The organism is Marvinbryantia formatexigens DSM 14469, from assembly GCF_025148285.1.
In the GTDB taxonomy this organism is placed as follows: domain Bacteria; phylum Bacillota; class Clostridia; order Lachnospirales; family Lachnospiraceae; genus Marvinbryantia; species Marvinbryantia formatexigens.
The window spans coordinates 2,113,670-2,127,083 of the sequence record NZ_CP102268.1; the positions used below are offsets into that span (position 1 = coordinate 2,113,670).

Consider the following 13,414-nt stretch of genomic DNA (forward strand, 5'->3'; position numbering starts at 1 on the left):
AATATTCCTGCCGACTACTGGCTCATTCTTTGTATGTTTTATTACTGACTTTCTTCCTTCCTGCAGCAGCACTTTTCAGTGGACGTTTTCCTGTTGCATTCCGATTTTTATACTTCCAGCTACCGTGGCCAGTCTCAGCATTCAGGCATTCTTTACTCAAATGCTCAGGCCAACCACGATATACTGTTTCCTGATATTTTTATGCTGCCATTATAGTTTCCGGTCTTACGATATCACTCAGCATCTTCTGACCATCATAATCTACACCTTTTGTTAATATCGTGTAGAAGATCCTGATCAGCTTACACGCAATCGCTATGACCGACTGCATCTTCTTCAAAGGATTCTGGCTCCTTCTCCTGTAATAGTCATAGATTTCTTTAAACTCTTTGTTCTTTGCTATCACAGATATCGCAGCTTCATACAATGCATACCTCAGGCGCTTTCTTCCCCTGTGGCTGATGCGGCTTTCTCCGTTGTGTTTGCCGGAACTGTCTGCAACAATGGCATAACCTGCCAGTTTCTGCAGCTGCTTTGGGTTATCAAAACGACAAATGTCACCCACCTCTGCAATAAAACAACTTACGGTTTTTAAACCGATTCCCTTGATCTCCATCAGTTTATCAATGTATGGGATCTCTGAAAGTTTTTCTTCTATCTCCTGCATCAGATCATCCATTCTGTTTTTATATACTTCGTAATCGTTCAACAGGTTTCGGATCTCTATTCTGGCACTTCCCGGTGCTTCCGTACTTCCGATGCTGTGCTCCGCAGCTGATACCAGGGTCCTTGCCCTCTTTAAGCCAGCGCCCTTCAGCTTTGCATCCCTCCATACCTGATTCACACCATCTACGCCTAGTTCTTTGATATCACATGGCAGCGGTGCCTTTTTAATCACCATCATCCCGCTTACCGCGTCCGGACTTTTATAAACGTCTTTTATTTCCGGAAAATAAATGCAGAACCATCGGACAATCCGGTTTTTGATCCTTGTAAGTTCTTCCTGCGTCTGAATACGAAGATTTGACAGATTTCTAATCTCTGCGTATATTCCTGTAGGGATATACGGATACGAAAATCTTCCTTCATTTACCAGTCCCGCAATTGTTTTTGGATCCTTACGGTCATTCTTGTTCGGGTTGTTATCATCCAGTTCTTTGGACTTCTTTACATGATGCGGATTCACATGCACCGGCTTCATTCCCTGTTCCTGCAGGTACGCTCCAAGGTTCAGCCAGTAATGACCGGTAGGTTCCATCCCTGGAATCACCGCCTCTTTCCCATGCTTCTCTGCTATATCTTCCATCCATGCCTTAAATGAAGCAAACCCGGCTTCATCATTGTTGAAAGCAAACGGCTTTTTTGAGTACTCGTAATTTCGCCAATCAAAAGCCCTTGCATAATGAGTTTCACTTCCAACATCGATCCCAACAATTAAAGTTTTTTCCGTAATAGATGCAATTTTTGCGTTCTGTGTGTTATAATTCATTTCAGATACCTCTCTGTTCAATAAGATTTTTTACTAACCGTGCAAAGTCAGTAATCTTATTTTACACTGAGGTATTTTTTTCTCAACCTTCTTTCGCGGAATTCCTTATATTTGAATTATACAAGAAGCTCCTTTACGATTGTATCATATCTCAGATACCTTTCACTAAAGTTCTTAAACTATTATATCAGGCACAGGCTCTCGTGACAATATCAGTAAAGAAAATCGCTGCCATAACGTGCGATGCGGTTACTGTTCACGTCGTTCACAGTAACATTCGCAAATCCATTTAGAATTCGCTTCGCGAATGGGATTTGCTCACACCTGTATCACTTTCTTACGGACTTTGTAGTGAATGCAAAGTCCTAACCTGAACAGTAACGCGATGCGTGCAATGCACGTTGCGTTCGATAATGTACGGGGAGACGAATCGTCCAGAAATCAGAATAGGAACATTTAATTTAGTCAAATTAAACGTAAATGACAAAATTGACAAGGTTGACGTCTAGGTTAAAGTATAGTAAAATAGACATAATGAATTACATCATGCAGAACATAAATGTTTAAAAACTGATGAGGTAATTGAATGAGAGATTATAATTATAGAGAAAAATGGCATAAATTGTTGACTCCGGAAGTAGTTAAGAAACTTACTCTTATTCATGAATATAAGGGAGAACAGAGACTGTTTATTGAAGCTCATAAAGATGCACTCAGCGAGTTGATAGAAATAGCCAAACTTCAGAGTACAGAGGCCTCAAATAGAATGGAAGGTATTTCAACAACAGATGACAGATTGAAGAATTTGGTGCAGTCGAAAACAACTCCACGAAATTACAGTGAGTCTGAAATTGCAGGGTATAGAGATGTATTGAATACGATACAGGAGAGCTACGAATATATTCCAATAAACACCAATTACCTTTTGCAGTTACACAGAAATTTATATAAATTTCTTGGAAATGTAGACAGAGGAATCTTCAGGACTTCGGATCATATTATTTGGGAGGCAGATGCGGACGGGAACGAAATAATCCATTTCAGACCAGTAGATGCCAGGGAAACACCGGCTTCAATAGATGAATTGTGCAAAGCATTCTGTTCGGCAAAGGCTGAGGTCGATCCATTGCTGTTGGATGTTATGTTTGTTTTGGATTTCTTATGTATTCATCCATTTAATGCTGGCAATGGAAGAATGAGCCGATTGCTTACGTTGCTTTTGCTGTATCAGTCAGGCTTTATTGTGGGCAAATATATCAGTATTGAAAAGATAATGGAAGAATCGAAAGAGACTTACTATGAAGCACTTCGAGATAGTTCCATAAACTGGCATAAAAATAAAAATGATTATAAGCCTTTTGTGAATTATATGCTTGATGTGATTGTAAGTGCTTATGAAAAATTTGAATCCAGAGCGAAGTTACTGACAGCTCCTGATTTGTCAAAAGCAGATCGTATTCGGGAAATAATCAAAAATCATATAGGTACGATTACAAAATCTGAGTTGATGGATATGAATCCGGATATCAGCGATACAACAATACAGCGAGCTTTGGCAGAACTATTGAAAAGTGGAAAAATAAAAAAAATCGGCGGAGGACGTTACACAAAGTATGTGTGGAAAGCGGAGGACTAAATGATTACGGGCGAATTAAAAAATAAAATTGACGGTTTATGGGATATTTTTGCTTCCGGTGGGTTGGTAAATCCACTTGAAGTAATCGAGCAGATTACGTATCTGATGTTTATCCATGATTTGGATGATTCGGATAATACAAGGGCGAAAGAAAGTGCAATGCTCGGACTTCCATATCAGAGTATTTTTCCGGATGAAGTAAAGATCGGAGAAAGAACGATTGATGGTTCGCAGCTCAAGTGGTCAGTCTTTCACGATTTTCCGGCAGAGAGAATGTATTCAGTAATACAGGAATGGGTATTTCCGTTTATAAAAACATTGCACAATGATAAGGATAGCGCTTACTCAAAATATATGGATGATGCAATTTTTAAACTGCCGACACCACTTGTTTTATCAAAAGTAGTAGATTCGTTGGATGAAATTTATAAGATGATGAATGAAATTCAGATTGCGGATGTACGGGGGGATGTATATGAGTATCTTTTGTCAAAAATTGCGCAGTCAGGTCGTAATGGACAGTTTAGAACACCCAGGCATATTATCCGTATGATGGTCGAAATGATGGATCCTTCCAGCGACGAGGTGATCTGTGACCCTGCCTGCGGAACATCTGGATTCCTGGTAGCCGCAGGAGAATATTTGAAAGAAAACAGGAAGGAAGAAATTTTCTTTGATAAACAGAAGAAAGATCATTATATGAACCATATGTTTCATGGATATGATATGGATCGGACAATGCTTCGCATCGGAGCAATGAACATGATGACTCATGGAATAGATAATCCATTTATTGAATATAGAGACAGCTTGTCGGATCAGAATCCGGATAAGGATAAGTATTCGTTAATACTTGCAAATCCACCGTTTAAGGGAAGCCTTGATGCAGAGTCGGTATCTGGAGATTTGCTTAAAGTATGTAAGACAAAGAAAACGGAATTACTATTCCTGGCGTTATTTCTCCGTATGTTAAAGATAGGGGGGAGATGTGCCTGCATTGTCCCGGATGGCGTGCTGTTTGGCTCATCAAAGGCACATAAAGACATCAGAAAAGAAATTGTTGAGAATCAGAGATTAGAAGCAGTTATTTCTATGCCTTCCGGTGTGTTCAAACCATATGCAGGAGTATCAACAGCTATTATTATATTTACAAAAACGGAACATGGCGGAACAGATTATGTATGGTTTTATGACATGACGGCAGATGGATTCAGCCTGGATGATAAACGGACTCCAATTGCAGAAAATGATATTCCTGATATTATTGGAAGATTCAAAAATTTAGATAAGGAAACAGAAAGAAAACGTACAGATAAATCATTTATGGTTCCGAAACAGGATATCGTTGATAATGGTTATGATCTTAGCATTAATAAATATAAAGAAATCGAGTATGTACCGGTTGAATATCCACCCACATCAGAAATTATGGCTGATATTCGTGAAATTGAAAGGGAGATTGGTAAGGAAATGGATGAGTTGGAGAGGCTGCTGAATTTATAGGAGGATAAAATGACGGTACAGGAACAGTTAATAGATAAAGCGAAGGAAGCATTTTTGTTAGCGATTGAAATATATAATAAACCTTCGATTAAATATCGATTAGAAGGATTTAGCTTTTTTATTTGTAATGCATGGGAATTGATGTTAAAAGCACATATGGTAAATAAATTTGGAGAAGAATCAATATATTTTCCAGATAAACCAAATCGTACGATATCTTTAGAACGCTGTGTTCAAAAAATATTTACGAATGAGAAAGCTCCATTGCGTAAAAATCTCGAGAAAATTATAGAGTTAAGAAACACAAGTACACATTTTATTACAGAAGAATATGAAGCGGTATATGTTTCGTTATTACAAGCATGTGTGTTTAATTTTGTAGATAAGATGATGGAATTTCATAATGTTGATATGACGCAGGTGATTCCAGAAAATTTCATTACTTTGTCGGTAAGATTGAAATCTTTAGATGAAACTGAAATAAGAGGAAAATATGAAAAACAGGTTGCAGAGCGTTTGATATCCGTTAATGATTCTTTACAACCGTTAATGGAAGAAAATAACAGTGCTTTTGCGATTAAAGTGGAGCATTATCATTATGCGACTAAAAAGAGAGAAGAAGCTACAGAAATTTACCATATAGAAAAAGAGGCTAAGGATGGGGTGAGAGTGATTAAAGAAATCAAAAACCCAAATGAAACTCATAAATACAATGCGAAGGCTTGTATTAAGGAAATAAACAAGCGTTTGAAGAAAAATAAAATTGCTATGTTGTATAATGGAAAAGAAGCAGAATTAAATATGTACCACTTTCAAAATTTTACGGCGTATTTTTGCTTAAAGGAAAATGAAAGAATGTGTTTTACATATCAAATATCTGCTCAGCCACAGTATAGTTATTCGCAGCAAGCGATTGATTTTATATATGGTGAAATAGAAAAAGCACCAAGTACAATACTTGACAATTTAAAACAAAAATTGACAAAAAAATAGCCAACCCCAGGAGCAAAGGATTCTAAGCAACTGAAATGCCTACTCCCATTCGGGAACCCAGCTTTAATCCGTCACAAGTTGACTATTATTAATAATAACATAATTTAATTATATGTCAAGGCTTTGGAGAAAGTTTATTGTAAGACTTGACCAGATTTGAAATAAGTAGTAGGAAAGGAAACACAAATCCGGGTTTGTGGGGACGATATAGTGATATTTAATGATGTTCTTGAAATAAAAAATGGCCGTAATCAAAGAAGGGTAGAAAATCCAGACGGAAAGTATCCTGTTTATGGTAGCGGTGGAATTATGGGATATGCAGATGATTATATTTGCAGTGCGGAAACAGTAATTATTGGGAGAAAAGGTAGCATTAACAATCCTATTTTTGTTGATGAGCCGTTTTGGAATGTTGATACGGCATTTGGTTTGGAAGCCAAACGGGAAGTGTTGATTCCTAGATATTTATACTATTTTTGCAAGCATTTTGACTTTAAACAGTTAAATAAAACTGTAACAATACCGAGTTTGACGAAATCAGATTTGTTGAAGATAGAAATTAAGCTACCATGTCTATCAAATCAGCAGTCTATTGTTCATAGATTACAAAGCGTGGAGCAAATTATTGATAATTACTATCAGCAACTTGAAAAATTGGACGAACTTGTCAAAGCCCGATTTGTCGAGATGTTTGGGGATCCAGTTGAAAATCCACATGGATTTAGAAAAGTAGCACTTTCCGAGTTGGCGGAGATAAAGATTGGTCCTTTCGGCTCATTATTGCACAAAGAAGATTACATTGAAGGTGGACATCCTCTCTTAAATCCATCGCATATAGTGGGTGGAAAAGTAGTTCCAGATAGCAAGCTGACAATATCTGATAAAAAATATGATGAACTTGAAGCATATCATTTGCATACGGACGATGTAGTTATGGGGCGTAGGGGAGAAATGGGACGTTGTGCTGTTGTTACATCTGAAGGTTTCTTATGTGGAACTGGTAGTTTGCTAATTAGAACCAAAGGTGAAGTAACAGCAGACTATATACAGAAAACAATCTCATTTCCGTCATTTAGAAAGACGATTGAAGACATGGCTGTTGGACAGACGATGCCGAACTTAAATGTTCCTATTGTGTCGAAATTCCAGATTATTAAGCCTCCAATTGAAGTGCAAAAAAGATATTATGAATTCGTTGCTCAAGTCGACAAATCAAAAATTGCCGTACAGAAAGCATTGGATCAGACACAGTTATTATTTGACAGTTTAATGCAGAAGTATTTTGGATAGGAAGGAGGATGGGAAATGGCGAAAATGACAGTATATCATGGTGGCTATATACCGGTTGAAAATCCCAAAATTCGTGTCGGGAGAAATACAAAAGATTTTGGGGAAGGATTTTACTGCACAATTATTAAAGAACAGGCACAGAGGTGGGCAAGACGATATCATACTAAAATTGTGTCTATTTATGATGTGCGATTGAAATCTGATCTGCAAATCAAGGAATTTAAAGAAATGACGGATGAATGGCTGGATTTTATCATTGATTGTAGGAGTGGGAAGAAACATACATACGATATTGTGATCGGAGCAATGGCAAATGATCAGATCTACAATTATGTTTCTGATTATATGGATGGAACTATTACGAGAGAACAGTTTTGGGTACTGGCAAAATTTAAGTATCCGACACACCAGATTAATTTCTGTACAAAAGAAGCATTAAAATGTCTTGAATATAGAGGATTTGAGGAGGTTGTGTAATGGAAAATGCGGGGCGGGAGCCAGTAAAGGATAATGATTTGTTTTTTACGTGCAGTTTGATTGATTATATTGCAAGAAAGACAAAAAATACAAGAGCAGAGGTTGTAAATGCATTAGGCAAAAAGAACCTTGCGAAAATCTATGATTTAGCGGATGTTTATCATAGTGATAACATAGAACGTGTCAGTGATGATTTTATCAAAGAAGCTGGTATTAAAACGGGAAGCTTTGATAATGTAGCAGCGTGTAAATATGCCATTCCATCGTATTGGGATGTTGGCAAAGTATATAAAAGGCTGATAAAGGCTGTAGCAAAGTGCGAAAAGATAGAAATTATTGATGCACTATTGGAGGTTTATAATTCGTTTATAAGTAGCAAAATTGATGATTATAACAGCAGTATGTACTATGAAAATCCATCGTATCTCCTGGAATGTTATTTAGAAAATAAAGTCATTTAAAAGTTTTTAGAGTAGAATGTTGGTACTAGATGAAAGGAGTACCAACATGGAAGAAAAGATTGTATTAATTATTAACAAAATGGCAGATTATTTAAACGTTTCGCAGATGAAAAAATTGCAGGAGGTTTTATTGCAAACATTTTCGGAAAATTCTGTGCATAAAGAGGAGACTTCAAATCTTGAGTATCTACAGTTGTTTTTAGATGCGAAAAAGATTGAAGGATGTTCCGCCAGAACTATTCAATATTATAGCTCTACAGTAGAACGAATGCTTCGAAACATAGAACAACCTATACGAAAGATTTCCACGGAAGAAATCAGAAAATATCTTGTTGATTATCAGAAAATCAATAATTGCAGCAAAGTTACAGTGGACAATATTCGGCGAAATATTTCCAGTTTTTTCTCATGGTTAGAGGAAGAAGACTATATTTTGAAAAGTCCGATGAAGCGTATTCATAAAATAAAAACAAAGCAACCCGTGAAAGAAACAATTTCTGATGAAGCAATAGAATTACTTCGGGACAGTTGTGAATGTTCCAGAGATCTGGCTATGATTGATTTGCTGTATTCTACAGGAATACGTGTGGGTGAGTTAGTGAATTTAAATATTTCAGATGTAGATTTTGAAGCTAGAGAGTGTATTGTTTTTGGAAAAGGAGATAAAGAACGAAAAGTATATTTTGATGCCAAGGCTAAACTTCATCTACAAAATTATTTGAAGACAAGGGCTGATGATAATCCAGCACTTTTTGTATCATTAGATGAACCTCACGATCGGTTGAAAATTAGTGGCGTGGAAATTCGTATCCGTTCCCTTGGTAGAAAATTGAATATGGAAAAAATCCATCCCCATAAATTCCGCAGAACAATGGCAACAAGAGCTATCGATAAAGGTATGCCGATTGAACAGGTGCAAAAGATATTGGGTCACTCTCAAATAGATACGACCATGCAATATGCTATTGTAAACCAAACAAATGTAAAAACATCCCATCAAAAATTCATTGCTTAAAACAATCCGGGTTTGTGGGGACGAATGTAGATGGTAAAATTAATTGAAATTACAGGTAAAGCCATATCTGGTGAATGGGGAACTGATGATGAAACTGGAGATGGTATCCCGGTTCTTAGAACCACCAATTTCACAAATGAAGGGGTAATTAATTACAGTGATATAGTTACCAGAACGATTACAAAGAAAAATATAGATGAAAAATTTCTCCGAAAGGGAGATATTATTATTGAAAAGTCAGGTGGAAGTGATAAGTTTCCAGTTGGAAGAGTCATTTATTTTGATGGAGAAGATAATACTTATTTATTTAATAACTTTACTGGATTACTCCGAGTAAAAAACCAAGAAGTGTGGTATCCGAGATATGTATTCTATTCTTTATTTGCAAATTATCAGCGCGGTGGTACAAAATCTTTTGAGAATAAAACGACGGGTCTTCATAATTTGAAAACGGATGATTATGTATCTAAATATGAGGTGGCTGAAATTGATAAGAAGGAACAGATTTTAATCTGTGAAAGGCTTGATAAATTATATGGAATTATAAAATTAAGAGAACATGAATTACAATTTTTAGACAATCTCATCAAAGCCCGATTTATCGAGATGTTTGGGGATTCAAGAATCAATTCAAAAGGGTTTAGGACAAAAAAAGGCAGTGAGCTATTTAAAATATCAAATGGGAAAGCTGTAGCTAACGATAAACGTTTTGAAGATGGTATCCCTGCGTATGGTGGAAATGGTATTTCTTGGTATACAGACGAGGTTTTATATGAACAAGACACAATTGTCATTGGAAGAGTCGGATTTCAGAGCGGGAATGTTCATTTGGTGAAGGGTCCTGTTTGGATTACCGATAACGCAATGTACATTAGTGACTTTTATGATGATAGTTTGTGCTTGGTTTTTCTCTGCGAAATGATGAAACAGATTGATTTTACAAGACTCCAAGATGCTGGGGATTTAAAAAAAGTCACTCAAAAACCGTTTATGAAAATGGACTATATCCTGCCATCAAAACAGTTGCAGGATGAGTATGTGGACTTTGTAAAACAAGTCGACAAATCAAAAGTTATGGTAATGGATATATGTCATTATTATGTTAAACCACGCTAAATGATTAGCGGTAATAATAGATGCCACAAAAGGACTGTTTATGGGAGGTATTCTATGAAGACCAATTTTGACTACCTAAAGAAAGATTCAAAATTTTCGGGATTTGCAGATGTAGCCATATCAGCAGAGAAGATTATTCTTATGGACCCGGAGGCCAGTATTCTCAATAGCCGCCGGGCAATGGAGTTTGCGATTAAATGGATGTATTCAGTGGATTCTGATCTTGAAATGCCGTATCAGGATAATCTGCAAAGTCTTATGAATGCAGAGGAATACAGGCATATTGTGGGTCCGGATTTGTGGAAACGCATGGATTATATAAGGAGATGTGGAAACAATGCGGCGCACAGTAATAAAAAATTAGGAAAAGATGAGGCAATGCTTTGTCTTGAGAATTTGTTTATCTATTTAGATTTTATTGCGTATTGTTATTCGGATCAGTATGAAGAACATTCTTTTGATAAAACGCTCATTACTTCCCGGATTGAGAAAGCAAGGGAATCCAAAGATGCAGCGATAGCTGTAAAAACAGAATTGGCAAAAGAACAAGAAAAATCTGCCAGACAAGAGCTTGACTTGCAGAAATTAATTGCGGAAAATGCTTCTTTAAAGGAAGAATTATCTTCCCGCAGGCAGGAACAACAGCAAACATATGTTCCTAAACCGTTGGATTTATCAGAATATAAAACCAGAAAGCTATATATTGATTCTATGCTTACAGATGCAGGCTGGGTGGAAGGAAGGGATTGGAGAAATGAAGTAGAACTTTCCGGAATGCCTAACCAGTCAGAAGTCGGTTTTGCAGACTATGTTCTTTATGATGATATGCACCGCCCATTGGCGATTGTTGAGGCTAAGAGAACCTGTGTGGACGTTTCGAAGGGAAGACAGCAGGCAAAGCTTTATGCTGATCTATTAGAGCAAAAATACAAAAGAAGACCTGTTGTTTTCCTTACGAACGGATTTGAAACACATATTATTGATGGACAATATCCGGAGAGAAAATGTTCGGCTATTTATTCAAAAAGGGATTTGGAGAAATGGTTCAATTTAATGATGACAAGAACAAGTCTGAAACATGTTGTAGTGAATAAGAATATTGCCGGACGGTACTATCAGGAATCTGCAATTAAGGCGGTTTGCAGCAGTTTTGGTGAAAAGAATCGAAGGAAAGCTTTGCTTGTAATGGCAACAGGTTCCGGAAAGACAAGAACAGTCATTGCATTGTGCGACTGCCTGCTGAAAGCAGGCTGGATCAGGAATATTCTTTTTCTTGCGGATAGGAATTCACTGGTTACACAGGCGAAAAGAAGTTTTGTGAATATGCTGCCGAATTTATCGTGTACAAATCTCGTTGAAGAAAAAGATAATTACAATGCACATTGTGTTTTCTCAACTTATCAGACGATGATGAATTGCATTGATACGACATGCGATGATAAAGGAAAACTCTTCACATGTGGACACTTTGATCTTGTGATATGTGATGAGGCACATAGATCCATTTATAACAAGTACAGAGATATCTTTGCCTATTTTGATGCCCCGTTGATTGGTCTTACAGCTACACCAAAAGACGAAATTGATAAAAATACATATGAGGTTTTTGAATTAGAGAACGGTGTTCCGACATATGGATATGATCTGGCACAGGCTGTAAAAGACGGATATCTTGTTGACTACGTTTCCGTTGAATCGGAATTAAAGTTTATAGAACAGGGAATCGTATATGATGAGTTGTCAGAAGAAGACAAGCAGACATACGAGGAAACTTTTACAGATGAACATGGGAATCTGCCGGAATCAATAAGTTCGTCAGCTCTTAATACATGGATATTCAATGAGGACACGATAAAAAAGGTTTTGCATATTTTGATGACGGAGGGCATTAAGATTGATTACGGGCAGAAACTTGGTAAGACGATTATTTTTGCAAAGAATCATGACCATGCTGAAAAGATACTGGAAGTCTTTCATAAGGAGTATCCACATCTCACGGATTATGCAAAAGTAATAGATAATTATATGACGTATGCACAGAGTGCGATAGATGAGTTTTCTGATCCGAAGAAGATGCCTCAGATTGCAATTTCTGTAGATATGTTGGATACGGGGATTGATGTACCGGAAGTTTTGAACCTGGTATTTTTTAAAAAAGTAATGAGTAAAGCAAAATTTTGGCAGATGATTGGACGTGGTACAAGACTCTGCCCTGGTCTGATTGATGGAGAAGATAAGCAGAAATTTTATATCTTTGATTTTTGCAAGAATTTTGAATTTTTCCGAATGAATAAAGGAAAAGCTACGGCAAACATGATTGCGCTTCAAGGAGCGATTTTTAATTTGAAGTTTGAAATTTCCTATAAGCTTCAGGATATCGAATATCAAACTGACAGACTGATTGCATATCGTGATGCATTGGTTCAGCAAATGAGTGAAAAAGTACAAGAACTGCCAAGGGATAACTTTGCTGTACGTCAGCATTTAAAGTATGTGGATATGTATTCTTCAGAATCAAATTATAATGCGCTTACATATGAGGATACCTTGATTGTCAGAGAAGAAGTAGCGCCTTTGATGTTACCGGATGAGGATGAAGCAAGCGCTGTTCGGTTTGATGCACTGATGTATGGAATTGAATTAGCATACTTAGTTGGAAAAAGGTATTCAAAAGCCCGGTCAGATTTGCACAAAAAAGTCGCCGGAATTGCAAGTGTGGCAAATATTCCTGAAATTCAGGCACAGTCGGATCTGATCAATAAGATTTTGAATACAGATTATGTAGATAATGCCGGGATTAACGAATTTGAAGAAATCAGAGAAAAACTCCGTAATTTGATGAAGTATATTCCTTCGGGAACGAGCAAATACGTAACGAATTTTACAGATGAATTGCTTTCAACGGAATGGAAAGAATCGGAACTCGAAAATGATGAACTCAATAATTACAAGGCAAAAGCGGAGTATTATATCAGACAACATCAGGATAATATTGCAATCGCAAAATTAAAGACAAATCAACCTCTGACATCAACGGATGTTGAAACGTTAGAAGAAGTATTATGGCATGAGGTTGGTACAAAGCAGGATTATGAAAATGAATTTGGAACCAAGCCGCTTGGTGAATTTGTCCGTGAAATTGTAGGATTGGATATGAATGCCGCCAAAGAAGCATTCTCGGAGTACTTAACAAATACAAGTCTTGACAGCAGACAGATTTATTTTGTGAATCAGATAGTGGAATATATTGTTCATAATGGAATGATGAAAGATCTTTCTGTTCTTCAGGAATCACCTTTTACTGATCGGGGAAGTGTGGTGGAGATATTCACAGATTTGAACGTGTGGATGGGAATCAAGAAGGTTATAGATACAATCAATGCAAATGCGGCAGCGTAGAAAGAGAAAAATTTGAAGATGAAAGTTGTGGCGAA

Annotated in this window: 10 protein-coding genes; 9 read left to right on the forward strand and 1 reads right to left on the reverse strand. The window is 36.9% G+C overall.

All coding sequences use genetic code 11. The features are described from left to right. Positions 1-199: 199 nt before the first annotated feature. Positions 200-1,489, reverse strand: a complete 1,290-nt coding sequence (locus tag NQ534_RS10125; RefSeq protein WP_006863856.1) for an IS110 family RNA-guided transposase — start codon at positions 1,487-1,489, stop codon at positions 200-202. Between the two features lie 586 nt (positions 1,490-2,075). On the opposite strand from NQ534_RS10125, the gene NQ534_RS10130 reads away from it, so the two are divergent. From NQ534_RS10130 to NQ534_RS10170, 9 genes are all read left to right on the forward strand, one after another. Continuing rightward, positions 2,076-3,125, forward strand: coding sequence for a Fic family protein (locus NQ534_RS10130; RefSeq protein WP_006864605.1), 1,050 nt, complete (start codon positions 2,076-2,078; stop codon positions 3,123-3,125). Then, on the forward strand, positions 3,126-4,628 hold the full coding sequence (locus tag NQ534_RS10135; protein ID WP_006864606.1) for a class I SAM-dependent DNA methyltransferase: 1,503 nt from the start codon (positions 3,126-3,128) through the stop codon (positions 4,626-4,628). A 9-nt stretch (positions 4,629-4,637) separates the two neighbouring features. Then, entirely contained in the window at positions 4,638-5,621 is a 984-nt protein-coding gene (locus tag NQ534_RS10140) for a DUF3644 domain-containing protein (RefSeq protein WP_006864607.1), read from the forward strand. Between the two features lie 210 nt (positions 5,622-5,831). Then, entirely contained in the window at positions 5,832-6,911 is a 1,080-nt protein-coding gene (locus NQ534_RS10145; RefSeq protein WP_006864608.1) for a restriction endonuclease subunit S, read from the forward strand. 15 nt (positions 6,912-6,926) lie between these two features. Then, positions 6,927-7,388, forward strand: coding sequence for a DUF3990 domain-containing protein (locus tag NQ534_RS10150; RefSeq protein WP_006864609.1), 462 nt, complete (start codon positions 6,927-6,929; stop codon positions 7,386-7,388). Further along, entirely contained in the window at positions 7,388-7,849 is a 462-nt protein-coding gene (locus tag NQ534_RS10155) for a hypothetical protein (protein WP_006864610.1), read from the forward strand. The genes NQ534_RS10150 and NQ534_RS10155 overlap by 1 nt, the downstream gene beginning before the upstream one ends. A gap of 46 nt (positions 7,850-7,895) precedes the next feature. Continuing rightward, positions 7,896-8,864: a site-specific tyrosine recombinase/integron integrase gene (gene xerA / locus NQ534_RS10160; RefSeq protein ID WP_040785654.1), complete on the forward strand. Its 969-nt coding sequence runs from the start codon at positions 7,896-7,898 to the stop codon at positions 8,862-8,864. 30 nt (positions 8,865-8,894) lie between these two features. Continuing rightward, positions 8,895-9,980 (forward strand): restriction endonuclease subunit S, encoded by a 1,086-nt coding sequence (locus tag NQ534_RS10165; protein WP_006864612.1) that lies wholly within the window; start codon positions 8,895-8,897, stop codon positions 9,978-9,980. Positions 9,981-10,034: 54 nt separating this feature from the next. After that, positions 10,035-13,379 (forward strand): DEAD/DEAH box helicase family protein, encoded by a 3,345-nt coding sequence (locus tag NQ534_RS10170; RefSeq protein ID WP_040785658.1) that lies wholly within the window; start codon positions 10,035-10,037, stop codon positions 13,377-13,379. The last annotated feature ends 35 nt before the right edge of the window (positions 13,380-13,414 follow it).